Origin of the sequence: Caballeronia sp. SL2Y3 (assembly GCF_022879575.1) — a bacterium.
Classification (GTDB): Bacteria; Pseudomonadota; Gammaproteobacteria; order Burkholderiales; family Burkholderiaceae; genus Caballeronia.
Genome location: NZ_CP084260.1, coordinates 2,167,558 through 2,192,831, shown reverse-complemented (window position 1 = coordinate 2,192,831; position 25,274 = coordinate 2,167,558). Strand labels below are relative to the sequence as shown.

20 protein-coding genes are annotated in these 25,274 nt (G+C 65.0%); 8 read left to right on the top strand and 12 right to left on the bottom strand.

Translation table 11 applies throughout. The annotated features are described in order from the left end of the window. Positions 1 to 307: 307 nt before the first annotated feature. Entirely contained in the window at positions 308 to 1,858 is a 1,551-nt protein-coding gene (gene murJ, locus LDZ26_RS10300; RefSeq protein ID WP_370650610.1) for a murein biosynthesis integral membrane protein MurJ, read from the top strand. Further along, on the top strand, positions 1,858 to 2,703 hold the full coding sequence (locus tag LDZ26_RS10295) for a SirB1 family protein (RefSeq protein WP_244847157.1): 846 nt from the start codon (positions 1,858 to 1,860) through the stop codon (positions 2,701 to 2,703). The genes murJ and LDZ26_RS10295 overlap by 1 nt, the downstream gene beginning before the upstream one ends. A gap of 21 nt (positions 2,704 to 2,724) precedes the next feature. On the opposite strand, the gene LDZ26_RS10290 is transcribed toward LDZ26_RS10295, so the two are convergent. The 5 genes from LDZ26_RS10290 to lpxK all read right to left on the bottom strand — a co-directional run bounded on the left by LDZ26_RS10290 (position 2,725) and on the right by lpxK (position 6,560). Further along, positions 2,725 to 3,483: a 3-hydroxyacyl-CoA dehydrogenase gene (locus LDZ26_RS10290; RefSeq protein WP_244847156.1), complete on the bottom strand. Its 759-nt coding sequence runs from the start codon at positions 3,481 to 3,483 to the stop codon at positions 2,725 to 2,727. A gap of 121 nt (positions 3,484 to 3,604) precedes the next feature. Next, positions 3,605 to 4,270 carry an adenylate kinase gene (adk, locus tag LDZ26_RS10285; protein ID WP_244847155.1) on the bottom strand — a complete coding sequence of 222 codons (666 nt, stop codon included), beginning with the start codon at positions 4,268 to 4,270 and terminating at the stop codon, positions 3,605 to 3,607. Between the two features lie 284 nt (positions 4,271 to 4,554). Next, complete coding sequence (gene kdsB, locus LDZ26_RS10280; protein ID WP_244847154.1) at positions 4,555 to 5,346, bottom strand: 3-deoxy-manno-octulosonate cytidylyltransferase; 792 nt, start codon at positions 5,344 to 5,346, stop codon at positions 4,555 to 4,557. Between the two features lie 10 nt (positions 5,347 to 5,356). After that, the gene (locus LDZ26_RS10275) at positions 5,357 to 5,563 is read right to left on the bottom strand and encodes a Trm112 family protein (RefSeq protein WP_206466865.1); all 207 of its coding nucleotides are present in this window, start codon (positions 5,561 to 5,563) and stop codon (positions 5,357 to 5,359) included. Continuing rightward, positions 5,544 to 6,560 carry a tetraacyldisaccharide 4'-kinase gene (gene lpxK / locus LDZ26_RS10270; protein WP_244847153.1) on the bottom strand — a complete coding sequence of 339 codons (1,017 nt, stop codon included), beginning with the start codon at positions 6,558 to 6,560 and terminating at the stop codon, positions 5,544 to 5,546. The genes LDZ26_RS10275 and lpxK overlap by 20 nt, the downstream gene beginning before the upstream one ends. Before the next feature lie 490 nt (positions 6,561 to 7,050). Here lpxK and xseA point away from each other — a divergent pair, with 490 nt between their 5' ends. From xseA to LDZ26_RS10255, 3 genes are all read left to right on the top strand, one after another. Continuing rightward, positions 7,051 to 8,418: an exodeoxyribonuclease VII large subunit gene (gene xseA / locus LDZ26_RS10265; RefSeq protein ID WP_244847152.1), complete on the top strand. Its 1,368-nt coding sequence runs from the start codon at positions 7,051 to 7,053 to the stop codon at positions 8,416 to 8,418. Between the two features lie 208 nt (positions 8,419 to 8,626). Next, positions 8,627 to 9,208: a superoxide dismutase gene (locus LDZ26_RS10260; protein WP_244847151.1), complete on the top strand. Its 582-nt coding sequence runs from the start codon at positions 8,627 to 8,629 to the stop codon at positions 9,206 to 9,208. A gap of 604 nt (positions 9,209 to 9,812) precedes the next feature. Then, complete coding sequence (locus LDZ26_RS10255) at positions 9,813 to 11,564, top strand: hypothetical protein (protein WP_244847150.1); 1,752 nt, start codon at positions 9,813 to 9,815, stop codon at positions 11,562 to 11,564. Positions 11,565 to 12,106: 542 nt separating this feature from the next. Here LDZ26_RS10255 and LDZ26_RS10250 read toward each other — a convergent pair. The 7 genes from LDZ26_RS10250 to LDZ26_RS10220 all read right to left on the bottom strand — a co-directional run bounded on the left by LDZ26_RS10250 (position 12,107) and on the right by LDZ26_RS10220 (position 20,537). Next, the gene (locus LDZ26_RS10250; RefSeq protein ID WP_244847149.1) at positions 12,107 to 13,420 is read right to left on the bottom strand and encodes a glycosyltransferase family 87 protein; all 1,314 of its coding nucleotides are present in this window, start codon (positions 13,418 to 13,420) and stop codon (positions 12,107 to 12,109) included. A 45-nt stretch (positions 13,421 to 13,465) separates the two neighbouring features. Further along, on the bottom strand, positions 13,466 to 13,828 hold the full coding sequence (locus LDZ26_RS10245; protein WP_244847148.1) for a ligand-binding protein SH3: 363 nt from the start codon (positions 13,826 to 13,828) through the stop codon (positions 13,466 to 13,468). A 21-nt stretch (positions 13,829 to 13,849) separates the two neighbouring features. Next, positions 13,850 to 15,271 (bottom strand): UbiA family prenyltransferase, encoded by a 1,422-nt coding sequence (locus LDZ26_RS10240; RefSeq protein ID WP_244847147.1) that lies wholly within the window; start codon positions 15,269 to 15,271, stop codon positions 13,850 to 13,852. A 232-nt stretch (positions 15,272 to 15,503) separates the two neighbouring features. Next, the gene (locus LDZ26_RS10235) at positions 15,504 to 16,778 is read right to left on the bottom strand and encodes an EAL domain-containing protein (protein ID WP_244847146.1); all 1,275 of its coding nucleotides are present in this window, start codon (positions 16,776 to 16,778) and stop codon (positions 15,504 to 15,506) included. Between the two features lie 231 nt (positions 16,779 to 17,009). Further along, positions 17,010 to 18,443 carry a multidrug transporter subunit MdtD gene (gene mdtD, locus LDZ26_RS10230; protein ID WP_244847145.1) on the bottom strand — a complete coding sequence of 478 codons (1,434 nt, stop codon included), beginning with the start codon at positions 18,441 to 18,443 and terminating at the stop codon, positions 17,010 to 17,012. Between the two features lie 14 nt (positions 18,444 to 18,457). Next, positions 18,458 to 19,204 (bottom strand): GntR family transcriptional regulator, encoded by a 747-nt coding sequence (locus tag LDZ26_RS10225; protein ID WP_175944828.1) that lies wholly within the window; start codon positions 19,202 to 19,204, stop codon positions 18,458 to 18,460. A 112-nt stretch (positions 19,205 to 19,316) separates the two neighbouring features. Beyond that, positions 19,317 to 20,537, bottom strand: coding sequence for an MFS transporter (locus LDZ26_RS10220; RefSeq protein ID WP_244847144.1), 1,221 nt, complete (start codon positions 20,535 to 20,537; stop codon positions 19,317 to 19,319). Positions 20,538 to 20,879: 342 nt separating this feature from the next. On the opposite strand from LDZ26_RS10220, the gene xdhA reads away from it, so the two are divergent. Genes xdhA through xdhC form a run of 3 tightly spaced genes read left to right on the top strand, consistent with a single transcriptional unit; the run spans position 20,880 to position 25,273 of the window. Continuing rightward, positions 20,880 to 22,394, top strand: a complete 1,515-nt coding sequence (gene xdhA, locus LDZ26_RS10215) for a xanthine dehydrogenase small subunit (RefSeq protein WP_244847143.1) — start codon at positions 20,880 to 20,882, stop codon at positions 22,392 to 22,394. A gap of 12 nt (positions 22,395 to 22,406) precedes the next feature. Continuing rightward, the gene (gene xdhB, locus LDZ26_RS10210) at positions 22,407 to 24,770 is read left to right on the top strand and encodes a xanthine dehydrogenase molybdopterin binding subunit (RefSeq protein WP_244847142.1); all 2,364 of its coding nucleotides are present in this window, start codon (positions 22,407 to 22,409) and stop codon (positions 24,768 to 24,770) included. Continuing rightward, on the top strand, positions 24,767 to 25,273 hold the full coding sequence (gene xdhC, locus LDZ26_RS10205; RefSeq protein ID WP_244847141.1) for a xanthine dehydrogenase accessory protein XdhC: 507 nt from the start codon (positions 24,767 to 24,769) through the stop codon (positions 25,271 to 25,273). Before xdhB ends, xdhC begins: the two co-directional genes overlap by 4 nt. The last annotated feature ends 1 nt before the right edge of the window (position 25,274 follow it).

Here is a 25,274-nt window from a genome sequence, read left to right as displayed (position 1 = left end):
CCCGGAAACCTGAGACGCCCAAGCTGGACGCCTTTGGAACACTGCCGACAGAGCCGGAAGTCGCGAAAAGCACGCCGGCGCTTCAAGTCAGACTTCCGCCGGATTCCCGTTTCGGGCGCAATTTCGCCAGAACCGGCCGTCGAAACCCGCGATTATAGCAAGTGAAGACGAGATATGACAAGCGCGACGGTGTCGGCGGCACGCCGCGCCCGCGCCGCCACGAATTTGGTGCAATCCGTCAATCTCGCGCCGTTGCGCGCCAGCGTTACGGGAGCGCGTCATCTGCGGCCCGTATAATAAGCGCCCCATGAATCTATTCCGAGCCCTCCTGACGGTCAGCGGCTTCACGCTGCTGTCGCGCGTGACCGGCCTGATCCGCGAAACGCTGATCGCCCGAGCCTTCGGCGCCAGTCTCTACACCGACGCGTTTTACGTCGCGTTCCGCATTCCAAACCTGCTGCGGCGCCTCTCCGCGGAAGGCGCGTTCGCGCAGGCGTTCGTGCCGATCCTCGCCGAGTTCAAGAACAGCAAGGGCCACGATCCGACCAAGGCGCTCGTCGATGCCATGTCGACCGTGCTGACGTGGGGTCTCGTCGTGCTGTCGCTCGCCGGCATGGCGGGCGCGAGCTGGGTCGTGTTCGCGGTCGCGTCGGGACTGAAGCACGACGGCGCGGCGTACGGCCTCGCCGTCGAGATGACGCGGATCATGTTCCCGTACATCATCTTCATTTCGATGACGACGCTCGCCTCGGGCGTTCTGAACACGTACAAGCAGTTCTCGCTGCCCGCGTTTGCGCCGGTTCTGCTGAACGTGGCGTTCATCTTCGCGGCGGTGTTCGTCGCGCCGCACATGAAAGTGCCGGTGTACGCGCTCGCCTACGCGGTGATCGCGGGCGGCCTGCTGCAATTCCTCGTGCAACTGCCCGGCTTGAAGAAGATCGACATGATGCCGGCTGTCGGCCTGAACTTCCGGCGGGCGCTCGCGCATCCGGGCGTCAAGCGCGTGGTCGCGAAGATGGTGCCCGCGACGTTCGCGGTGTCGGTCGGGCAGCTGAGCCTCATCATCAACACGAATATCGCGTCGAATATCGGGCAGGGCGCGGTGTCGTGGATCAACTACGCCGACCGCCTGATGGAATTCCCGACCGCGCTGCTCGGCGCGGCGCTCGGCACCATTCTTCTGCCGAGCCTCTCGAAAGCGCACGTCGACGCCAACGCCGACGAATACTCGGCGCTCCTCGACTGGGGCTTGCGCATCACCTTCCTGCTGGCCGCGCCCAGCGCGGTCGCGCTTTTCTTCTTCGCCGAGCCGCTCACCGCGACGCTCTTTCACTACGGCAAGTTCGACGGTCATTCGGTTGTGATGGTGGGCCGCGCGCTGTCGGCGTACGGCATCGGCCTTATCGGGCTGATCCTCATCAAGATTCTCGCGCCCGGTTTCTACGCGAAGCAGGACATCAAGACGCCGGTGAAGATCGCCGTCGGCGTGCTGATCATGACGCAGGTGAGCAATTACATCTTCGTGCCGATTTTCTCGCACGCGGGGTTGACGCTGTCCATCGGCCTCGGCGCGCTCGCCAACGCGCTGCTGCTTTTCATCGGCTTGCGCCGCCGCGGGATTTATCAGCCGTCTCCGGGCTGGACGCGCTTTTTCGTGCAGCTGGTCGGCGCGTGTCTCGTGCTCGCCGGCGTGATGCACTGGGTGTCGGCCAATTTCGACTGGATTGCCATGCGCGCGACACCCTTCGCACGAATCATGCTGCTCGGAGCTAGCCTGGTTGTGTTCGCGGGACTGTATTTCGGTATGCTTTCCGCAATGGGCTTCAAATACGCTTACTTCAAGAGACGAGCGCATTGATGACGACGACGCGTATCCTCGACTATTTCTCGGCCCTGATGGCCGACGACGAGAGCCTGCCGCTCACGGAGGCCGCGCTGTCGCTCGCGCAGGACGCCTATCCGGACGTCGACATGCAGGCGGTGCTCGCGGAACTGGACGAACTGGTCGTGCGCGCGCGCCGCCGCATGCCCGAGGACGCGGATGTCAAACAGCGCGTCGAGGCGCTCAATCGCTATTTCTTCCGCGAGCTGGGTTTCTCCAGCAACCTGAACGACTATTACGACCCGGACAACAGCTATCTGAACGCGGTGCTGCGGCGTCGGCGCGGCATCCCGATTTCGCTTGCCGTCATCTATCTGGAAATGGCCGAGCAGCTTGGGTTGCCGGTGCAGGGCGTGTCGTTTCCGGGGCATTTCCTGTTGCGCGTCGCGACGCCCGGCAGCGATCTCATGCTCGATCCGACGACCGGCCAGTCGCTCTCCGAAGCGCAAATGGTCGAAATGCTGGAGCCGTATGTGCAGCGCGTCGGCGAATCGATCGGCAGCGCGTTGCGCGTGCTGTTGCAGCCCGCGACGCGCCGCGAAATCGTCGCGCGGATGCTGCGCAACCTCAAGAGCATCTATCTTCAGACGGAGCGTTGGCAGCGTCTGCTTGCCGTGCAGCAGCGGCTGGTGATCGCGCTGCCGGACAGCATCGAGGAAGTGCGCGATCGCGGCTTCGCGTACGCGCGGCTCGACTATTTGCGCCCGGCGCTCGAAGACCTTGAGCGCTATCTGGAAGACCGCCCCGACGCGGTGGATGCCACCGTCGTCGAGTCCGAGCTGCACGATCTGCGACTGCGCACGCAGGAAAACGGCGACTGAGCCGAGATTCAAGGGGCGCGCTTATTTCGGCTGCATGCGGATTGCGCCGTCGAGGCGGATCACTTCGCCGTTGAGCATCGGGTTGTCGAAGATCTGCTTGACCAGCATCGCGAATTCGTCCGGCTTGCCGAAGCGCGAAGGGAACGGCACCATCGCGCCGAGCGCCGTCTGCACGTCGGGCGGCATGCCGAGCAGCATCGGCGTTTCGAAGATGCCCGGCGCAATCGTCATCACGCGAATGCCGCTGCGCGCGAGATCGCGTGCGACCGGCAGCGTCATGCCTACGACGCCGCTTTTGGACGCCGCATACGCCGCCTGCCCGATTTGCCCGTCGAATGCCGCGACCGACGCCGTATTCACAATCACGCCGCGTTCGCCCCCGCCGTTCGGCTCGTTCTTCGACATCGCGTTGGCCGCGAGCCGGATCATGTTGAACGTGCCGATCAGATTGACCGCGACGACCTTGCTGAACAGATCGAGCGGGTGAGGGCCGTCGCGCCCGACCGTCTTCGATGCCGGCGCGATGCCTGCGCAGTTCACGAGGCCGCGCAGCGTGCCGAGCTTCGTCGCGGCATCGACGGCGCGCTGTCCGTCGTCTTCGCGGCTCACGTCGCACTTCACGAACACGCCGGACAATTCACGCGCAAGCGCTTCGCCCGCAGCTTCGTTCATGTCGGCGATCACGGGCTTGCCGCCATTGCCCGCGACGACGCGCGCGGTCGCCGCGCCCAGACCCGACGCGCCGCCCGTGATCAACACGACGTTGTCCTTCATCTCCATGTGTCTTCTCCTTGTAGTGTGGCCCTCGCGGGCGACGCGTCGATTGTAGCCAACGCGTTGCCGCGAGCGCGCATAAAAAAACCCGCTCGTTCGGAGCGGGTTTCTTGGATGCTCGGCTGCCTTACTTCAGCGCAGCGAACACGCGATCGCGGATTTCATCGACACTGCCGGAACCCGAAATGCGCCGGTATTGCGGCGCCTTCAGGCCGTCTTCGGTCGCGCCCGACTTCGCCCAGTCGTTGTAATACGCGATGAGCGGCTTCGTCTGCGCGTCGTACACGTCCAGACGCTTGCGCACGGTCCCTTCCTTGTCGTCCTCACGCTGGATCAGCGGCTCGCCGGTCACGTCGTCCACCATGTCGTTCTTCGGCGGATTGAACGTGACGTGATACGTGCGCCCCGACGGCGCATGCACGCGACGCCCGCTCATGCGGGTGATGATTTCGTTGAAGGGCACGTCGATTTCAAGCACATAGTCGATCACGACGCCCGCGCTCTTCATGGCTTCCGCCTGCGGAATGGTGCGCGGAAAGCCGTCGAACAGATAACCGTTGGCGCAGTCGCTTTCCCGCAGCCGCTCCTTCACCAGATTGATGATGAGCAGGTCCGGCACGAGTTCGCCCGCGTCCATGTAGCGCTTCGCCTCGACGCCGAGCGGCGAGCCCGCTTTCACGGCGGCGCGCAGCATGTCGCCGGTGGAGATCTGCGGAATGCCGAATTTCTCCTTGATGAAGTTTGCCTGGGTGCCCTTGCCCGCGCCGGGTGCGCCCAACAGGATCAAACGCATGGTGATATCTCCGAATCGTCTAGAAACCGCTGGCGCGAGGTTCGTGACATCCGGCGGCGACGCTCGGGCGGCGTCGACGACAGGCGGCGCGGCCGATTCGACAGGCAGCGCGGCACCCGCGGACAGCGGCGCAACGTTGAGCGTGGCGCTGACCGGAAGGCTCGCGCAATCGCTTGATTATGCCACGCCTCATTACGATCGCGGCCGTGATAGCGATTATGGAAACCGCTAAGACGCCCGTCGTGCGGGCGTTTGGCGGGGTATACACCGGTTGCGCGATGCGTTCAGTTCGCGCGTGGAAACAGCGCCTGCACGCGCGCGAGATCCGCGGGCGTATCGACGCCGGGCGGCGGCGCGTCTTGCGTGACAAGCACCGCGATGCGCTCGCCGTGCCACAGCGCGCGCAATTGTTCGAGGGCTTCGGCCGCTTCGATGGGCGCTTGAGCGAGCGCCGGAAAGGCGCGCAGAAACTTCGCGCGATAGGCGTAGAGGCCGATATGCCGCAGCACGTTGTCCGGCACGGCGGGCAGCGCACACAGCGCGGCGACGTCGGGCCAGTGCGGCTGCCATGCATCGCGCGACCACGGAATCGGCGCGCGGGAGAAGTAGAGCGCGACGCTTTTCGCATCCAGCGCGACCTTCACCACGTTCGGATTGAAGACGTCGGCGGGATCGTGAATGGGATGCGCGGCCGTGGCGATTGCGCATTCGCCGTGCGCCGCGAGATGCGCGGCGACATTGCGCACGAGTTGCGGGTCGATCAGCGGTTCGTCGCCCTGCACGTTCACGACGATGGTTTCGTCGCTCCAGTTCAGGCGCATGGCGACTTCGGCGAGACGGTCGGTGCCGGTCGGATGATCGCTGCGCGTGAGCATCACTTCGATGCCGTGATCGCGCGCCGCTTCGACGACGAGATGCGAGTCCGTCGCGACGAGCACGTGACTCGCGCCCGACTCGCGCGCCCGCTCGGCGACGCGCACGACCATCGGCTTGCCGCCGAGATCGGCGAGCGGCTTGTTCGGCAGCCGCGTGGACGCGAGACGCGCGGGAATGACGGCGATGAACGGCACGGACATGATGATGACTTCAGAGGTCGCCGACCGGCTTCAGCGGCGTGACGGGCGTGCCTTCGACCGTCTGGCGCGCTTCGTCCACGAGCATCACCGGAATGCCGTCGCGAATGGGGTACGCGAGTTTGTCCGCGTTGCAGACGAGCTCCTGTGCCGCGCGGTCGTAGTTGAGCGGGCCCTTGCAGATCGGGCAGACGAGGATTTCAAGCAGACGTGCGTCCACGGAGTTTCTCCACAACGAGAGCGATGAGGCGAGAGCTGAGCACGGCTTGCACGGGAACGACCCAGATGCGCGCGTCGCGCCAGGCCCCGAATTTTACTGCATCCTTTTCCGTGATCAGGATCGCGTCCGCTTCGACCGAGGCGAACGGATTCTCGCGGTACGCGTAGTGATCGGGGAAGGCGCGCGTCGTCGGCGCGATGCCCGCCGCGCGCAGCGTCGCGAAAAAACGCTCCGGCGAGCCGATGCCGGCCGCCGCGACCACTTTCTCGCCGGCGAACTGCGCGAGCGGACGGCGCACCGACGGATCGTCGAGCAGCCACGCGTCGCCGGGTTCGAGGTCGAGCGCGAACGTGTTCGGCCACGGCGGCAGCGTGCGGTCGTAGGGACTGTTGATGAGCGTGGCATCGCGATGACGCGACATCGGCTCGCGCAAGGGACCTGCGGGCAGCAGGAAGCCGTTGCCGCCCAGCCGGTCGTCGAACACGACGAGCTCGAACACGCGCGCGAGGCGATAGTGCTGCAGGCCGTCGTCGCTCACGATCACGTCCACATTCGCATGCGCGTTCAGCAAGGCGCGCGCGGCGGCGACGCGGTCCGGGCAGACGAACACCGGCGCGTGCGTGCGGCGCGCGATCAGAAGCGGCTCGTCGCCGACCTGTGCGGCGATGCTCGCGGGCGTCACGCTCGTCGGCTCGGCGACCTTCGCGCCGTATCCGCGGGAGACTACGCCCGGCTGGAAGCCTGCGGCCCGCAGCGCCTCGACGAGCGCGATGACGGTGGGCGTCTTGCCCGTGCCGCCGACGGTCACGTTGCCGACGACGACCACCGGCACGCCGACATCGACGCGCTTCATCCAGCCCAGGTCGAAGAGCGCGCGGCGCGTCGCGGCGATCGCGCCGAATACGCACGCAAAGGGCGTCAGCGCCCACGCGACGCCGCCGCGCCGGCGCCATTCGCGGGCGAGGAAGTTTTCGATCGGCGGCTTGAAATCAGACATGGACCGCCTTCGCGCGGACGGCATCCAATGCGCAAAAACGCGGGAACGATGTCGGGTACGGCAGGGCGCGCAACGGCAACTCCTTCGATTTCGGTATGCGTTGAACGGTTCGACCGGCGGTGCGCGTTCAAAGGTCCTGAACGACCTCGGAACCTTGCGAGCCGGTGCACGACCCGGCACTCTAGCGCGCGAACGCGCTCTTCGCCAGTCGGTGCGGCCGTTCGCGGCGTGGATTCAGACTGTGGATAACTCTGTGAAGAACTTGGCGTTCAAAAAGGCGAAATCGGCTTCAGGAAACAGTTGCTTCGGGAATTTGCCGGAGTTGCTTTGAGAAACCGTGTGGAATCATAGACTTGCCACGAACTCATGGGCGTCCGGCGGGCGCCTGAAGGCGGCGTCGGTAAGTTCTTCTGTGTGGACACTTGCTACACTGGCGGGGCCTTGCCTGGCGGACCGCGCCGGGCGACGCGCCTCTCATCCGATCCGAACCATGACTCCCGATTCCTTGCCGACGCCAGGCGGCGACGCCGTTATCCCCGTTTCCGTGCTCAACCGTGCGATCGGCACGATGCTGGAGCGGTCGTTTCCGCTCGTCTGGGTATCGGGCGAAGTCTCGAACTTCACGCGCGCCGCGAGCGGCCACTGGTACTTTTCGATCAAGGACGCCAACGCGCAGATGCGCTGCGTGATGTTCCGAAGCCGCGCGCAGTACGCCGAGTTCGTGCCGCGCGAAGGCGACAAGATCGAAGTGCGCGCGCTCGTCACCATGTACGAGCCGCGTGGCGAATTGCAACTGAGCGTCGAAGCGGTGCGGCGCACGGGGCAGGGGCGCCTGTACGAAGCCTTTCTGCGGCTCAAGGCGCAACTGGAGAGCGAAGGTCTCTTCGCCGCCGAGCGCAAGCGACCGCTGCCGACGCATCCGCGCGGCATCGGCATCGTCACGTCTTTGCAGGCCGCCGCGTTGCGCGACGTGCTGACGACGCTCGCGCGCCGCGCGCCCCACGTGCCGGTGATCGTGTATCCGGGGCCGGTGCAGGGCACGGGCGCGGGCGCGAAACTCGCGGCGATGGTCGAAGCAGCCAACGCACGGCGCGAAGTCGATGTGCTGATCGTGTGCCGCGGCGGCGGGTCCATCGAAGATTTGTGGGCGTTCAACGAGGAAGTGCTCGCGCGAGCGATCGCGGCGAGCGACCTGCCCGTGGTGAGCGGCGTCGGTCACGAGACGGACTTCACGATTGCCGATTTCGCCGCCGATGTCCGCGCGCCCACGCCGACCGGCGCGGCCGAACTCGTGAGTCCGCAGCGCGTGCTGTTGCTGCGAGAGCTCGATCATCGCCACGCGGCGCTCGCGCGCGCCTTCGGCCGCACGATGGAGCGTCGCGCGCAGCAACTCGACTGGCTCGCGCGCAGGCTCGTGAGTCCCGCCGAGCGGCTCGCGCGGCAGCGTGTGCATCTGCGCCAACTGGCAAGCCGTCTCGCAACAGCAGGCGCGCGGCCCGTGCGCGATGCCCGCGCGCACTTCGCGCTCGTGCGGTATCGCTTCGAGCGCAGGCGGCCGGATGTCGCCGCGCAGACCGAGCACGTGCTGCGGCTCGCGCAGCGCCTGAAAAGCGCGAACGAGCGTCGTCGCGAGCGTGAGAAGGCGTGCGTGTCGGAACTCGCGGCGCGCTTGCAGGTGCTCAGTCCGCAGCGCACGCTGGAACGCGGTTATGCCGCGCTCATCGACACGCAGACGGGCCGCGCGCTGCGCGCGCCGAACGCGCTGAAGCCCAAACGCGCGCTCACGGTCCACCTTGCGCAAGGCTCGGCGGATGTCGTTCTCGCCGACGTTCAGCCGCGCCTGTCCGACGAATTCTGACGCGCTTTGCGCTCGCTCCACGGCGTAATTTCGACGTGGCGCGAGGCGCGGCCGCGAGCACTTTTTACGCCGCTTCTGGCGGTATGAATGCGATCTTCCTCATAAAGGCGGGCGGTTTGCGGGGTTATCCCAACTCGCCTACAATCCATTGCTCCACTGCTTCACTCCTCAAAGTCCCACAATCCACATAGAAAGGAAGCTCGCAATCATGGAACATACGCTCCCGCCGCTGCCGTTCGACAAGAACGCGCTTGCTCCGCACATGTCGGAAGAAACGCTCGAGTTTCACTATGGCAAGCACCACCAGACCTATGTGACCAAGCTCAACGAGCTGATCAAGGGCACTGAATTCGAGAACATGCAGCTCGAAGAGATCGTGAAGAAGTCGTCGGGCGGCGTGTTCAACAACGCAGCTCAGACGTGGAATCACACGTTTTTCTGGAACAGCCTGTCGCCGAACGGCGGCGGCGCTCCGACCGGCGCGCTGGCCGACGCGATCAACGCGAAATACGGCTCGTTCGACAAGTTCAAGGAAGAGTTCGCGAAGGTCGCCGTGGGCACATTCGGCTCGGGCTGGACGTGGCTCGTGAAGAAAACGGACGGCTCGCTCGATATCGTCTCGACCAGCAACGCCGCGACGCCGCTGACCACCGACAGCAAGCCGCTCGTCACGCTGGACGTGTGGGAGCACGCGTACTACATCGACTATCGCAATGCGCGTCCGAAGTTCATCGAGGCATTCTGGAACATCGCGAACTGGGACTTCGCTTCGAAGAATTTCGGCGCGTAAGTCAGTGGCGCTGACCAGATAGCGCTGGTAAGTGCCGCAAAGTTCGTTGGATGTTAAGTATTTGAAAGCCCTCCGTGCGAGGGCTTTCTTGTTTTCCGGGGTCGGCGCAGGACAAGGCGCGCATGATCTCATTCGCTGTGCTGAACTCTGCGACGGCGCCACGATAGGTCCCGCAATCCAACTGGCTTCGCCGCCGGATTGCGTCTATAACGACAAATTGCAGTGACGACATGCCGGCCGACGCGAATCGATTGCGACGAGAGCCGGTTATGACAATGCCGCGAAATCGCGCGGCGCGCTCGCTCCCCGATGGCTGTCTGAATAATCGCCGACCCATACCGTGGCAGATGAGTGAGTCAGTGTGTCCGATTGGGTCGCCTCGCTTCCTCTATACAGTGAAGTGCAGAAGTTGTTCGATACGACTCTCGTGGTTTCCTGTTGCCCCAGGCGATAGCTTCCGTCACCAGAAGTTCAACCTCGCGCAAGCCATGACGATCCCATTCGACAGTCAGGAAACGATTCCGAACTCCCGTTCGACGAGGAAGACTGATGTCGACAAGCTGTCGCAATTGCGCGACGTCCGTAAGGACGGCCGTTTTCTGCAATGAGCAAAACGGTGCCGGTCGGATCGGTCGAGACAGCCCAGAGGCTCAGCAGTACTAAGCCTCCAACCACGCAACAAGGGCTCGGTTGGCGCGGCTGGGCGGCCTTGGTGACTGGGCTTAGTCTGCTGTCCATAGCGATTACCGGTTTTACGATCGACAATAACAATATCTTCCACTTGCCGATCCTCGAGGGCCTGTGGCGCGAACCGCAGTTCGCACACGATGCCTTCATTCAGTCTCTACGTTATTTCGCCTCCGAATTCTGGCTCCTGCAAGCGGGCATCGCCGACGACAGCAATGTGCTGAAGTTTTTCCTGCCGTGGCTGTTCGTTTCTCGACTGGTTTTCTTTGCAGGCATCGGCTCATGGATCGATGTTCTGGGTCTCAAAGGGCGAACTCAGACGCTGATTTTCATGCTGCTGAGCGCGGTCATCGGCTTGCTGCGCGGGGTATCTTTCGCCGGAGAGGGCGGAATCGTCATTAGTTCTTTCACCCACTCCGAACTCGGCAATGGCTTGAGCCTGATTGCGCTGTCGCTCGTGTGGCGCCAACGTTATGGCTGGGCGCTGACCTTTGCGGGGCTGGTATTCGCGCTCAACATCTTCATGGCCGTCTGGCTTGCGCCGCTCATCGCGACGATGGTCTGGCTGCAATGGCGCGAACAAGGACTCTCCATCGGCCGCCTCGCGCGCAGCAGTTGGCCCGGCTTGCTAGCGTGTGTCGTGCTGGCCCTCCCGGTGTTGGCCAACCTCGCGCACAATCCGGAATTGGGAAGACGACCCGATTACGATTTCCGAGTCTTTCTGCTCGAGCATTGGCCCGATCATTTTCTGGCGATGCACTTGGCAGTCAGGGAGTACGCAGGCTTTGCGGTCGTTATTGCGACGGCCTTGGTGTCGGCATCGCAGTTGCCGCGAGATCAGGCGCGGCTCATCTACGCGCTGACGGGTGTATTGCTGGCGATCTGGGCGGTCGGCGCGGCGCTGCCGCTGATCACATCCTCGCCCACGCTGTTCAACCTTCACCTGCTGCGCTCGACGACGTATCTGCAGATACTGGCCGGACTCGCGCTCGCAGCCCTCATCACGCGATGGATGACGTCACCGAGGCAGGCGGATCGCTTTTTATGGGCGCCTGTCCTGACGTGTTCGGCGGTTGCCAGCCCCTTCGGCGCCACGATGCTGTTTCCGGTGCTCGTGGGGCGCAAATTCTGGAACCCCGGTGCGCGTCTCGCGAGCCCGATCGTGGCGGCTTTGCTGTTGACCGTGACTGCTGCGGGAACCGTCGCCCTCATCGTCAAGCAATATCGCCGCGTTTCATACGCCGCCGCAGAACGCTCACACTGGCTCGCCGTCGCTGGCTGGGCGAAAGCCCATACACCGCCCGATACGGTTTTCCTCTTGCCGGTGATGCGGCTCCACGATCGCAGCCCTCTCCCGGCGGCGCCATCGCGCATGACGGATCTGCTGGTCGGCAGCGAGGTATTTCCCACGATGTCGCATCGCCAGGTATGGATCATGGGCAAATACGGCGCGGCGGCGCTATGGCAGCCGAGCTATTACCCTATCTGGCACGAGCGGATGCTGGGGAGTATCCGTGCCGCAAGCCTTGCCGAACGCATGGCCTACGCCCGAAGCCACGCTATCGGCATGGTGGTGGATGATTGCGGCGTCGCCGGCAGTCATGTTCCGGTCTACCGGTCCGGCAAGCTCTGCGTCTTTTCATCGAATCAAATCGGGAATAGTCGATGACCGACGGCAGGCGGTCGCATCGGAGGTGAAAGGCGGCAGTGGCCTCCGCTGTACCGGGCGTTTCCCAGGCCCGCCGCCGACGGCACGGCCAACGGCACGCAGAGCGCCTGCACGTTCACGGGCAGCTTCAAGCCACGCGCAACCGGCAAGCATCTGCTCGACGGAACGCTGAATTTCAGCGGCGCGTTGTGCGGTCTCAACAACGTGTCGATGCCCGTCGAAGCGACGGTCGTGAATGGCTTGCCGACCGAGGTCGGCGTGACGCCGCAGCGGGATCAGGCGTTTTATCTGGCGGCGCAGTAGGGGTGGTGTCATTGCGGGCCGAGGGGCGGTGCACGCTAAACCAAAGCCTCGGCTGACGCAATCGAGTTGATGCCATCAGCAACGCCGCAAGCGGCCATTCATGCGTTCATCCACGCCCGCTCGATAAAATAGCGGTCTTTTTCTGCACCACCGCTTCATCATGAAACGCTTCGCTGCCCTCTGCCTCGCGGCGTGGACTTCCGCCGCGCTGCTTTACTACGGACGACACTCCGCCGCGCTCATCGTGCTGTCGGGTGTGCTCGCGCTGGCGGCGTTCGATCTTCTGCGCCCGGAATCGAACGAAACCGCGTGACGCCGCCGGTCGCGAAATATCGCGCGACGAGCAGCGCGTACAGCAGCCAGACCGCGACCGTGTAGCTCGCGCCGCGCGACGCGAACGCCATTACCGCAATCGCGAAGCTCGCGAGCATCAGTTCGACGCGCGGTGCGACGAGCGAGAGCCGCGCGCCGGGCCGCTCGAACGCCGTGCCGAACAGAATGCACACCGGGATCAGCGCAACGACCAGATGCACCGGCTCCAGCATCGGGGATGCGACGAGCATCGTCATCGTGGCGAGCGCGAAGTCGATGCGGCGATCCGCGTGGCGCCGCACCACCAGCACCACGGCCAGCGTGCAGACAACCGAGGCGGTGGCGATCCATACCGCGCCGAGCAGCGTCTGCGACGCGCTCATGCCCACGATCTCAATCACCGTTTGCAGGCCGCCGCGCAGCGCAACGTTGATCGGCGCGCCGCCGAGCATCAGGTTCTGCGCATTGAGGCGCGGCATGTCGGACACGATGTAATGCCAGATCGCATAAAAGCCGAGCATCCACGCCGTAATCGCCGTCAGCACGACTAACGTGATGAACGTGAAGAGGGCAGTGCGCCATTCGCGTCGCAAGAGCAGAAGACCCGCAATCGCGACGGGCGTCACCTTCAGCGAGATCGCCGCGCCGAGGAACACGCCCGCGAGCCCGCGATTACCGCGATCCATGAAGAAGAACGTCGCTGCGAGCAGGAAGAACAGCAACTCGTTCGACTGGCCCCAGTACACATCGTCGAAGAACGGGCGGCTCAACAGCGCGAGCGCGACGATCAGCAGCACGACGCCGCGATCCGCGCCCCGATACGCGAGCTTCGCGATCATCGCGACGCCCAGCGCGAATAGCACCAGCGATCCGCCGACCCACACGCCCTTCGCCGCGAGCGACGAGAGCGCGCCGAGCGGCGAGAACAGCCACGCGAATTGCGGCGGATACGCATAGAACACGTCCATGCCGGTATCGCGGGCCCCGATGGATCGCATGAATGCGACGAGGCTCGCGTGATCGTAGAGCACCGTCGCATCGGCAGGATGGCGCAGCACGGTCGTGAACGCGTACAGGTAGTAGTTGAAGTCGCTGAACGCATTCGCGGGATCGGCGCGGAACTGCGCGTAGACGTGCGGCACGCGCGCCGCGATCATCGCCAGTGCAACGACGATCAGCGCCGTCGAAATCGCGCCGAGACTCGGCGCGGACTTGCCCGTGGCAGCCCGTGAAATCAGCATGACAGTATCCCCGATACGACTTCTTCTATTTGATATTCGCGCAGCTCAGGCCGTGGCCGGAGCGGGCGCGTAAAGCAGCAGAACGCTTGCGATCAACAGCGCCGCGCCGGCAAGCGTGCGCAGCGACATGGCTTCGCCGAGCACGACGCCGAAGAGCATGATTTCGAGTATCGTCACCGCGACCATCAGCGGATAGGCGACGCTCAGTTCCACGCGCCGCAGCGCGAGCGCGTACAGCACGAAGCCCGCGCCGTAAGCGCCGATCGCCCCGAGCCGGTAGATGAGCGCGCGGGGCTCCATGCCGAACACAAGCGCGTGGCCGCTCGCCGGCAACGTGCCCGCGAGACGCAGCAAGATACTCGCGAGCGCGCTGCACGTGCCGCTCAGAAGAAGCGTGATGTATTGCATGAAGCGCAGTTAGGTTGGGAGCTAGATCGCCGCGACGATCGTGGCGATGCATAGACAGATGACGAGAAGGCTCAGGCGGTTCTTGATCGCGTAGACGATCGGGTCGTCGTGCATCTCGCCGCGAAATGCGAGCATCCACACGCGACTCACCCAGTACAGCAGAAGCCCGAAGAGCACCCATAGCGCGTGCGGATGCCGATACAGGAGCCGCACGTCCGACGAGTTCAGATACAGCGCCAGCACCAGCACGGCGACGTAGCCCGACGCGGTGCCGAACGACCGCAGAATGCCCAGATCCTGCGTGACGTAGCCGCGCCCGGCCGCCGAGACCTTGCCGTCGCGCAAGAGGGCGTCGAGTTCGGTGTAACGCTTGACCATCGCGAGGCTCAGGAAGATGAGCACCGAGAACATGATGAGCCAGTCCGACAGCAGGATATCGGCCGCCGCGCCGCCCGCGATCACGCGCGACGTATAAAGCGCGGCGAGCGTGAACACATCCACCAGCATCAGGCGCTTGAGCTTGAACGAATACGCGAGCGTCACGATGAAGTAGCCGCCGAGCACCAGCTGGAAGTTGGGCGCGAGTTGCCCGGCAAGCGCGGCGGACGCGACGAGCAGCGTCACCGTGAGCGCCATGCCGTAGGTCAGCGGCAACTGGCCGGACGCGAACGGCCGATTGCGCTTCTTCGCATGGCGACGGTCCGAGTCGAGATCGAGCATGTCGTTCAGCAGATACACCGCAGAGGCGCAGAAGCTGAACGAGAAGAACGCCAGCGTTTCGTCGAGCAGCATCGCCGGATCGATGAAGCGGTGCGACGCGAGAAGCGGCACGAAAATCAGCAGGTTCTTCACCCACTGGTACACGCGCATTTCCTTGAGCGTCAGGCGAACGAGCGAGCGCTTTTCCTCGAAGAAGACGATCGTCTTATTCACCTTCTCCGCCGCCGCCGCGATGTGCCGGTTGCCGACGACGATCGCCTGCCGCGACGCCTTCCAGACCGGCACGTCGGCGAGCGCGTTGCCGCAGTAATCGAAACCGTGCGCGCCGAATTCCTCGGTGAGCGCGCCGGCCTTGTTGCTGCCTTTGAGGTTGTGCGCGTGGTCGCTCGCGAGCACGCCCGTGAAGATGCCGAAGTGCTTGGCGATCTGTTCTGCGAACTGTCTGTTCGACGCGGTGCAGAGATAAAGGTCGCGCCCCGATTGACGCTGCTCCCGCAGATATTCGACGAAACGCGCGTTATACGGCAGCACCGACACGTCGATGGCCACGCGCTCCGCAATCTGCGCCTTCAGATACGCCTTGCCGCGCAGGAGCCAGACGAAGCAGTGGAAAATGTAGACCGGATTCTTCTTGACGAGCACGAGGAACGATTCGACCAGCAGATCGGTGGCGGTCAGCGTGCCGTCCAGATCGACGCACAGGGGAACGCTAGCTTCGGCCATGATTTCCTCGTTGCGATCATTCGTCGTGAGATTCGGGCGAGCGCCGCCGAACCGTTTGCGTACAGAATAACGAGGGCTCTTTTTCCAGCTCTGTGCGTTAGGGCACTCGTGTCGCGCGCCCGAGACAGTACGGTATGTGTTTCCCCTAAGTTTTGCGAGTTGTTTGGGACCACTTGCTTTCAGGGACGGATGCGGCGCTGTTAAGTAAGCGCCGCATCGAAAGAAAGGCTTCTCAGCGGCGCTTCGGCACGCCTTCCCAGTTGATGTCGACGCACAGCACCTGGAGCCCGTAAGGCGTTTGCGCCGCGATGGACGCCGTCACGCACAGATGCGCCTCGTTGATCGACAAATAGGGCGCCGTCAGATGCACGCGCCCCGGCGCGCGCAGCGCTTCGATGAAATAGGGCCGGCGTTCCCAGCTCGCGCCTTCCGAATGCAGCAGCGGGCTGAAGCGCTTCGCGCGCTGCGACGTGCGCACCACGGGCACGACGTTGTCGCCGATCTGCCGGCCCGCGTGGTCGAGCAGGAAACAGCGCGCGGTGTCGGCAAGTTGCAGCAATTCGCTCGTGGCGGCGGCGAGCGCCTCGCCTTCCATCAGCTTGACGGCGGCGCGTTCCAGTCCGCTCACGTACGGTTCGAGCCGCGCGGCCTGCGCGCGCTCGCGTGCCGCGACCCGTTCGCGCGATGCCGCCGTGAGCGCGTCCATCGTTCTCGCCGCGACTTCGCTGTGCACGGCTTCGACGCTCGGCTGCGCGAAATACGCGCCCTGCACGAAATCGACATTGCATTCGAGCGCGATCAGCGCGTCGCGTTCGGTGGCGAGGCCGCCCATCAGCACGAGCTGGCCGGATTCGTGCAGCAGCGACACGAGCCGCGGCAACACGCGCTCGATATGCGAATGCTCGGTCGCCTGCTGAAGAATGCAGCGGTCGAGCGAGACGATATCCGGCCGCAACTGCCACACGCGATCGATGTTCGAATGCTTCACGCCGAAGCCGTCGAGCGCGATCAGGAAGCCGGATTTGCGCAGCGAATCGACGATCTCGGAAAAGCGCGTCGTCTCGCCGCCCGCCTGCTCGGGCACTTCGAGCACCACGCGCTGCGGCGGCAAGCCGATGTCCTTCAGCGCGGCGAGCAGCGCGTCGCCGTAGCTCGTGTCCATCAGCGCGGCCGGGTGCAGGCTCAGGAAGAGCCATTCGTCGTGGCTGTCGAACGCGTTGAAGTTGCCCAGATGCAGCGATTCCGCGAGCCGGCCGAGTTCCAGCAAGTCGCCGCGCCGGGCCGCCTGCGTGAAGACTTCATGCGACGGCACATGACGATGCGTGTCGTCGCGCGCCCGCAGCGACGCGTGATAGCCGATCGCCCGCCGATGCGACACGGAAAACACCGGCTGAAACACGCTGAAGACCGTGTATTCGCCATACAGCACGGTGCGACGCGAGCCGTCGTCGCCGGCAACGGGGCGCGGCGGCTGGAAGCGGGGAGGGTCGAGATCAACCATGCTCATGGTCTGACGGGCGTCGATCGGCTTTATGAGATAGCGGCAGTTTACAAGATCGCATCCGATCGTTCGAGCAAGAAGCATGCGAATCGAGCATCGGCGCGGTTTTGCGCAGTGGGGCGCGCGTATTCGTCCGCCTATTGCGGGGCAAGGCGACGTAGGGCGTCGCGTCGCGGTGCCGCGCGCACCGCCCCGGTGCGGCGCACGTCCCCATGGTGAATGCCTTGTGAATGCCGCTCAGTTCGCTTCCGACGGGTCTGGCTTCTTGCGCGCGCCGCGTACTTCCGGCGCGAGTTGTCCGAAGATCCACGCGGTCGCCGCCGTGATGACGCCCACGCACAGGAACGTCGCGTGAAACGCCGGCAGCGTATTCGTTTCGGTGACGCGCGGCAGCAGGCCGGTGAACGTCGAGAGAATCGCGCCCGCGACGGTCACGCCGAGACTCATCGACAGCATCTGCACGAGCGAAAACAAGCTGTTGCCGCTGCTCGCGCCGCCGGTGCCGAGGTCCTTCAGCGTGAGCGTGTTCATCGCGGTGAACTGCATCGAGTTGACGGCGCCGAACGCGGCCAGCTGCACGAGCCGCAGCCACAGCGGCTGATGCGCGGTCGTGAGCGCGAAGCTCGCCATCATCAGGCCGACGAGCACGGTGTTCGTCACCAGCACGCGCCGATAACCGACGCGTTCGATCAGCCGCGTGACGAGCCGCTTGCTCGCCATGCCGGCGGCGGCGACGGGCAGCATCATCATGCCGGCCTGGAACGGCGTATAGCCGAGGCTCACTTGCAGCAAGAGCGGAATGAGATACGGCATCGCGCCGCTGCCGATACGCGCGAACAGATTGCCGAGCAAGCCGACGCTGAACGTGTGAATCTTGAAGAGATCGAGCGAGAAAATGGGCTGCGCGGCGCGCGTCGCGTGCAGCCCGTAAGCGACGAAGCAGCCGACGCTCAGAATCAGCAAGACGAGCACGATGGCGTGCTGAAGGCCGAGATCGGCGAGACCGTCGAGCGAAATCGTCAGCGCCACCATGCCGACCGCCAGCAGCAGATAGCCCGCGAGATCGAAGCGCGCGGTCGCGGGATTGCGGCTGTCGGGCATGTACAGATTCGTCGCGATGCAGCCGATCACGCCGACCGGCACGTTGATCAGAAAGATCCAGTGCCACGACGCGATCTGCACGAGCCAGCCGCCGAGCGTCGGACCGATGAGCGGCCCGATGAGCCCGGGAACCGCGACGAACGCGAGCGCCGAGAGATAGCGTTCCGCCGGGAACACGCGCAGCACGGCGAGCCGGCCGACCGGCAGCAGCATCGCGCCGCCCACGCCCTGCACGACGCGAAACGCGACGAGTCCGAAGAGCGACTGCGCATTCGCGCACAAGAGCGAGCCGATGGTGAAGATCAGGATCGCGCTGAAAAACACGCGCCGCGTGCCGAGCTTGTCCGCGAGCCAGCCGGAGACGGGAATCATCATCGCCATGGTCAGCGAGTACGCGATCACGACGCCCTGCATGCGCAGCGGCGCTTCGCCGAGGCTTCGCGCCATCGCGGGCAGCGCCGTGTTGACGATGGTCGAGTCGAGCGTCTGCATGAAGAAGCCCGTCGCGACGAGCCACAGCATGATGGTGAGCGATCGGTCGGACGGCTGGACTGTGGCGGTGTCGGTCATGGCGGGCGACCTCGTTATTTGCGAAGCTCGGCAACGAAGTCGTAGTAGTCGTTGCGGCAGTAGGTATCGGTCAATTCGATCGCGCGCTGATCCGCGGTATAGCCCACGCGCGTGATGAGCAGAAGCGCGTCGTGCGGCGCGATGCCCATCTGTTCGGCAATCTCCGGGCTCGCGTTCACCGCGCGAAAGTGCTGCAACGCGCGCACGATCGAGAGGCCGCGCGTGTCGAGATAGCTGTACAGCGAATCGCCGATGGCGAGCGGATCGGGAATCAGCGCGGCGGGGAAGGTGGAGTTCTCGACGGCCATCACCGTATCGTCGGCAAGACGCAGGCGCTTGAGCCGCGCGACGGTGGCCGCGGGCGAGAGGCCGAGCTGAATCACTTCTTCGCGATTGGCCGGCTCGATGGTGCGCGAAAGCCACTTCGAACTCGGCTGGAAACCGCGCCGGCGAAGCATCTCGGAGAAGCTCGACAGACGCGAGAGCGGATCTTCATAGCGCGGCCGGATGAAGCTGCCCGCGCCTTGTTCGCGTCTGATGAGCCCTTGTTCGACCAGCAGCGCGATGGCCTTTCTCGACGTGATCCGCGAAACGCCCAGCGCTTCGGAAAGCACGCGCTCCGACGGGAGCGCTTCGCCCGCATTCCAGCGGTTGTCGTGAATGGCGTTGGCGAGCTTGCGGGCGAGCTGAAGGTAGAGCGGAGTGTCGCTGTCCGGGTCCGGGCGCAAATCGCGCCAGCGGTCTTCCGTGGTCGAGTTCATAAATCGGACGCTGTGGGGCCAAGCGGCGATTTTAAGACAAAGAGCGGGCAAAATTTCCGGCGATTGCCTGCTCTTTCGGGGAAGAGCGTCGAGCGATCCGCGAAACGTCCGTTCACGCGGTCGCCGGGCCGCCCACGCCGCGCCCGGCGCGCACGTAGAGCGCCACCGACAACGCGACCGCCGCTGCCGCCGCCAGCGCCGCGAACAGAAACACCGAGCCGTAGCCGAACTCGCCCGCGACATAGCCGGCGAGCGGCCCGGTCAGGCCGAGCGACAAGTCGAGGAACACCGAGTACGCGGACAGCGCCGCGCCACGGCTCGCGGGCGGCACGAGGCCGACCGCTTCCACGCCGAGCGCCGGAAACACGAGCGCGAAGCCGCATCCGGTCAGGGCCGCGCCGGCCAGCGCAAAAGTGGGCTCGGCGGAGAGCCACAGCATCAGCAGGCCCGCGCATTCCAGCGCGAACGACACGATGGCCACGCGAAAGCCGCCGTAGACCTTGATCGTGTTGGCGAACAGGAGGCGCGCGCCGACGAACGTCGTGCCGAAGACCGTGAGCGAAAGCGCCGCGTTCGGCCAGTGATGCGCGGCATAGAACAGCGTGATGAACGTCGCGATGGACCCGAAGCCCGCGGAACCGAGCGCGAGTCCGAGCCCATGCGGCAGCACGCGGAAGAAAACACTGCGATACGACATGCGCTCGCCGTGAACGATAGGCACGCTCGCCATGCGCGTCGCGAGCCAGTAGCCGATACCGCCGAGCGCGATCACGATGAAGCCGAGCGACGCGAAGCCGAGCGAATGGTCGATGGCGACGCCGAGCGGCGCGCCGATGGCAAGCGCGCCGTACGTCGCGATGCCGTTCCACGAGATCACCTTCGCGTTGTGCGCGACGCCCACGCGCCCGATGCCCCATGTGATGGAGCCGGTGCCGACCCAGCTTTCGCCGAAGCCGAGCACGAGCCGCGCGATCACGAGCAGCACGAGGCTCACCGCGTGCCATTGCGCGGCGAGCGCCGAGCACAGCAGCAGCCCGCCGCTCGCCGCGCAGGCGGCCAGCCCGTAGAGCACGGTTTTTTTCGGCCCGAGCGTGTCGGCGGTGCGGCCCGCGAGCGGCCGCGACAGCAGCGTGGCGAAGTACTGGACGCTGATCGCCGCGCCTGCCATCACCGAGCCGTAGCCCAGGTCCGTATGCACGAAGCCCGGCAGCACCGCGAGCGGAATGCCGATCGTCAGGTAGCAGAGGAACGTGTACAGCACGACCGACACGATCCGGAGAGTGACGGCGAAATCGCCTTGCGGCGCGGCGGCGGTGCGGGGCTGGGTGGACATAGGGAAAGTGCGGACTTGAATTCGGCGCGAAGGCGTGATTGTCCCATATGTTGCGGCGCAGCGTCGCAGCCGTTTTGTAACTAGATGGACCAAATCCGCCCGGAGCACGGTCGGGCCGCATCGCCGGAAGCCTTGTCGGGCAAGGCGCTGGCGACTTATCGCGGGGCGAATATGTCGCTCATGCAATGTCCGCTATGGGTTCCGCATTTTGGCGGTGATAGCTTTCGAACCATCGAGGCGGTCGGACTATTCCGAAAAAATGCCCGGCCCGAACCTCTCCGCCACCGGCTGCGCACCCCGCGCAACCAGCAAGAAGCCATGAAGCCCCGCGAGACACTCGTCATGACCCAGCCGATCCGCTTTTATCACCGCAACGCGATCCGCGAAGTGAGCGGCGCGTCGCCCACGCGCACCGTTCTTCAATATCTGCGCGAAGACGCTCGCTGCACCGGCACGAAGGAAGGCTGCGCTGAAGGCGATTGCGGCGCGTGCACCGTCGTCGTCGGCGAGCCGGACGGCGCGGGCGGTGTCGCGTTCAAGGCGGTCAACGCGTGCGTGCAGTTCCTGCCGACGCTCGACGGCCGCGCGCTCTTCACCGTCGAAGACCTGCGCCAGCCCGACGGCTCGCTGCATCCGGTGCAGCAGGCGCTCGTCGATTGCCACGGGTCGCAGTGCGGCTTTTGCACGCCGGGATTCGCCATGTCGATGTTCGCGCTCTTTGAGAAGCACGGCCACGCGACTACCGGCTGCGCGCACCGCACGACGCCGTCGCGCGAGGAAATCAGCAACGCGCTGACCGGCAACCTGTGCCGCTGCACGGGCTACCGGCCGATCATCGACGCGGCCGAGCGCATGTTCGATCACGCGCCGCTTTCGCCCGTCGATGTGCAGTCGCTCGCCCGCACGCTCGACGCCATCGCCCGCGACGACACCTTCCACTACGAGCACGCCGGCCGCCAGTTCGACGCGCCGCGCACGGTCGAGGCGCTCGCGAAGATCAAGGCCGAGAAGCCGGAAGCGCGCATTCTCGCGGGCAGCACGGACGTCGGCCTGTGGGTGACGAAGCAGTTGCGCGATATCGGCGACATCGTCTATGTCGGGCAGATCGATGCGTTCAGGCGCGTCGAGACGACCAACGAGTGGATCGAGATCGGCGCGGGCGTGAGCGTCGAGCGCGCGTATGCGGAACTCGCGAAGACTTATCCGGAGCTGGAAGAGATGTGGCAGCGGTTCGCGTCGCTGCCGATCCGCAACGCGGGCACGCTCGGCGGCAACGTGGCAAACGGCTCGCCCATCGGCGATTCGATGCCTGGGCTCATCGCGCTGAACGCGCGCGTCGTGCTGGCGAGCATCGACGGCACGCGCGAGATGCCGCTCGAAGACCTGTACCTCGCGTATCAGAAGAAGGACATGGCCGAGCATGAATTCGTCGCGGCGGTGCGCGTGCCGACGCGCAACGGAAAACGCGCGAATCTGCGCTTTCGGACCTACAAGCTGTCCAAACGCTTCGACTCCGACATCTCCGCCGTGTGCGCCGCGTTCGCATATATCGCGGAGGGCGACGTGATCCGCGAGCCGCGCATCGCGTTCGGCGGCATGGCCGCGACGCCCAAGCGCGCCGCGCGCGCCGAAGCCGCGCTCGCCGACGCCCAGTGGCACGAAGCGACGGCGCAGGCCGCGATGCGCGCGCTCGGCGAGGACTACGCGCCGCTCACCGACATGCGCGCGAGCAGCAGCTATCGGCTGGAGACGGCGAAGAGCCTGCTGTACCGCTTCTGGCTGGAGACGCGCCCGCACGATCCGGTGCCGAAATCGAAGCTGGATGTGCGCGCGATCGAACTCGTCGAAGCGAAATAAGGACACACGAACATGAATCAGCAAGCCGAAGCCTTTCTCGCCGACGCGCAGTCCCTCGTCAACGACGCCGACGCGTTCAAGCAGGTCCACGTCTCGCGGCCGCATGAATCCGCGAATCTGCACGTGAGCGGTCGCGCGAGCTATACCGACGACATTCCCCCCGTCGCGGGCACGCTGCACGCCGCGCTCGGGCTGAGCCCGAAAGCGCACGCGAAGATCGTGTCGATGAACTTCGACGCCGTGCGCGCGACGCCAGGCGTGGTCGCCGTCTTCACCGCCGACGACATTCCCGGCGTGAACGACTGCGGCCCGATCATCCACGACGATCCGATTCTCGCGTCGGGCGTCGTGCAGTACGTCGGCCAGCCGATGTTCATCGTGGTCGCGACGTCGCACGACACCGCGCGGCTCGCGGCGCGCCGCGCGTCGATCGAATTCGAAGACTTGCCGGCCGTGCTCACGGCCGAGGACGCGCGCCGCGCCGAATCGTACGTGCTCAATCCGCTGAAGCTCGCTCGCGGCGATGCAGACAGCGCCATGTCGAAGGCCGCGCATCACGAACGCGGCGCGATGAAGCTCGGCGGCCAGGAGCAGTTCTATCTCGAAGGCCAGATTGCGTACGCCGTGCCGAAGGACGACGACGGCATGCACGTCTACTGCTCGACGCAGCATCCGACGGAAATGCAGCATCTCGTCGCGCATGTGCTCGGCGTGCATTCGCATAACGTGCTCGTCGAATGCCGGCGCATGGGCGGCGGATTCGGCGGCAAGGAATCGCAGTCGGGCATCTTCGCGTGCTGCGCGTCGCTCGCGGCGTGGAAGCTCTTGTGTCCGGTGAAGCTGCGTCCCGATCGCGACGACGACATGATGATCACCGGCAAGCGCCACGACTTCGTGTACGACTTCGAAGTGGGCTACGACGATGAAGGCGTGATCGAGGGCGTGGCCGTCGACATGACTTCGCGCTGCGGCTTTTCCGCCGATCTTTCGGGACCGGTGATGACGCGCGCCGTCTGCCACTTCGACAACGCGTACTGGCTGCCGAACGTCGCCATCGAAGGCTATTGCGGCAAGACCAACACGCAGTCGAACACCGCGTTTCGCGGCTTCGGCGGACCGCAGGGCGCGTTCGCGATCGAGTACATCATGGACAACATCGCGCGTTCGGTGGGCCGCGATCCGCTCGATGTCCGCGTCGCGAATCTGTACGGCAAGACGGAGAACAACCGCACGCCGTACGGCCAGACGGTCGAGGACAACGTGCTGCACGAGCTCATCGGCGAACTGGCCGCGACGAGCGACTATCGCCGCCGCCGGGAAGCCGTGCGCGAGTTCAACGCGAACAACGAGATTCTGAAGAAGGGACTGGCGCTCACGCCGGTGAAGTTCGGCATCGCGTTCAACGTCACGCATTTCAATCAGGCGGGCGCGCTCGTCCATATCTATACCGACGGCTCGATTCTCGTGAACCACGGCGGCACCGAAATGGGCCAGGGCCTCAACACAAAGGTGGCGCAGGTCGTGGCGCACGAACTCGGCATCGACTTCGGCCGCGTGCGCGTGACGGCGACGGACACGAGCAAGGTGGCGAATACGTCGGCGACGGCGGCATCGACCGGAACGGATTTGAACGGCAAGGCCGCGCAGGACGCCGCGCGCCAGTTGCGCGAGCGGCTCGCGGCATTCGCGGCGGAGAAGTTCGGCGCGGGCACGGTGCCGGCGGCGAGCGTGCGCTTTGCGAACGACTGCGTGATCGTCGGAGATGATGCGATTCCGTTCGGCGAAGTCGTCGCGAAGGCGTATCTCGCGCGCGTGCAGCTGTGGTCCGACGGCTTCTATGCGACGCCCAAGCTGTACTGGGATCAGGCGACGATGCAGGGCCGCCCGTTCTTCTATTACTCCTACGGCGCGGCGGTGTCGGAAGTGGTGATCGACACGCTCACCGGCGAAATGCGTGTGCTGCGCGCGGATGCGCTGCATGACGTGGGCGCGTCGCTGAATCCGGCGCTCGACATCGGACAGGTGGAAGGCGCGTTCGTGCAGGGCATGGGCTGGCTCACGACGGAAGAACTCTGGTGGAACAAGGACGGCAAGCTGATGACGCACGCGCCGTCGACCTACAAGATTCCGACGGTCAACGACATGCCCGCCGATTTCCGCGTGTCGCTCTTCAAGAATCGCAACGCGGAGGACAGCATTCATCGCTCGAAGGCGGTGGGAGAGCCGCCGCTGCTGCTGCCGTTTTCGGTCTTCTTCGCGATCCGCGATGCGGTCTCGGCAGTCGGCGACCACAAGGTGAATCCGCCGCTGAATGCGCCCGCGACGTCCGAAGAGATTTTGCGCGCGGTCAACGCGGTGAGGAGCGCGCGGTCATGATGCACGTCGTCGTGTTCGGCGCGGGCCACGTCGGCCATGCGCTCGTGAAGGTGCTGGGCACGCTGCCGTGCGTCGTCCAATGGGTCGATGCGCGCGACGAGCTTTTCCCCGACGAAGTGCCCGCGAACGTGCAGATCGAAGCGACGGATGTGCACGACGCGATCGTCGATGAAGCGCCCGCCGGGGCGTATTTCATCGTGATGACGCACGATCATTCGCTCGACTTCGCGCTCACGCAGCGCATCATGCGGCGCGACGACTTCGCTTATTTCGGGCTGATCGGTTCGAAGACGAAGCGCGTGAAGTTCGAGCGGCGATTGATGGAGCGCGGGTTGCCGCAGGCGCGGCTCGTCGAGATGACGTGCCCGATCGGCGTTGAAGGAATCGCGGATAAAGCGCCGGCGTCGATCGCGCTGGCGGTCGCGGCGCAGGTGTTGCGGGTGCGGGAAGAACGGGCGCGGTCGAATGCTTCGGTGCCGGGCGCGAAACGCGCAATGGCCTAAG

Bases quoted from the DNA above. Each gene is read 5' to 3' on its own strand.
- LDZ26_RS10290 (WP_244847156.1), bottom strand. From the start codon at position 3,483: ATGGAGATGAAGGACAACGTCGTGTTGATCACGGGCGGCGCGTCGGGT.
- LDZ26_RS10225 (WP_175944828.1), bottom strand. From the start codon at position 19,204: ATGAACTCGACCACGGAAGACCGCTGGCGCGATTTGCGCCCGGACCCG.
- xseA (WP_244847152.1), top strand. From the start codon at position 7,051: ATGACTCCCGATTCCTTGCCGACGCCAGGCGGCGACGCCGTTATCCCC.
- LDZ26_RS10250 (WP_244847149.1), bottom strand. From the start codon at position 13,420: ATGCTGATTTCACGGGCTGCCACGGGCAAGTCCGCGCCGAGTCTCGGC.
- lpxK (WP_244847153.1), bottom strand. From the start codon at position 6,560: ATGTCTGATTTCAAGCCGCCGATCGAAAACTTCCTCGCCCGCGAATGG.
- murJ (WP_370650610.1), top strand. From the start codon at position 308: ATGAATCTATTCCGAGCCCTCCTGACGGTCAGCGGCTTCACGCTGCTG.
- xdhC (WP_244847141.1), top strand. From the start codon at position 24,767: ATGATGCACGTCGTCGTGTTCGGCGCGGGCCACGTCGGCCATGCGCTC.
- LDZ26_RS10240 (WP_244847147.1), bottom strand. From the start codon at position 15,271: ATGGCCGAAGCTAGCGTTCCCCTGTGCGTCGATCTGGACGGCACGCTG.
- LDZ26_RS10260 (WP_244847151.1), top strand. From the start codon at position 8,627: ATGGAACATACGCTCCCGCCGCTGCCGTTCGACAAGAACGCGCTTGCT.
- LDZ26_RS10245 (WP_244847148.1), bottom strand. From the start codon at position 13,828: ATGCAATACATCACGCTTCTTCTGAGCGGCACGTGCAGCGCGCTCGCG.
- xdhA (WP_244847143.1), top strand. From the start codon at position 20,880: ATGACCCAGCCGATCCGCTTTTATCACCGCAACGCGATCCGCGAAGTG.
- LDZ26_RS10235 (WP_244847146.1), bottom strand. From the start codon at position 16,778: ATGAGCATGGTTGATCTCGACCCTCCCCGCTTCCAGCCGCCGCGCCCC.
- adk (WP_244847155.1), bottom strand. From the start codon at position 4,270: ATGCGTTTGATCCTGTTGGGCGCACCCGGCGCGGGCAAGGGCACCCAG.
- mdtD (WP_244847145.1), bottom strand. From the start codon at position 18,443: ATGACCGACACCGCCACAGTCCAGCCGTCCGACCGATCGCTCACCATC.
- xdhB (WP_244847142.1), top strand. From the start codon at position 22,407: ATGAATCAGCAAGCCGAAGCCTTTCTCGCCGACGCGCAGTCCCTCGTC.
- kdsB (WP_244847154.1), bottom strand. From the start codon at position 5,346: ATGTCCGTGCCGTTCATCGCCGTCATTCCCGCGCGTCTCGCGTCCACG.
- LDZ26_RS10220 (WP_244847144.1), bottom strand. From the start codon at position 20,537: ATGTCCACCCAGCCCCGCACCGCCGCCGCGCCGCAAGGCGATTTCGCC.
- LDZ26_RS10255 (WP_244847150.1), top strand. From the start codon at position 9,813: ATGAGCAAAACGGTGCCGGTCGGATCGGTCGAGACAGCCCAGAGGCTC.
- LDZ26_RS10295 (WP_244847157.1), top strand. From the start codon at position 1,858: ATGACGACGACGCGTATCCTCGACTATTTCTCGGCCCTGATGGCCGAC.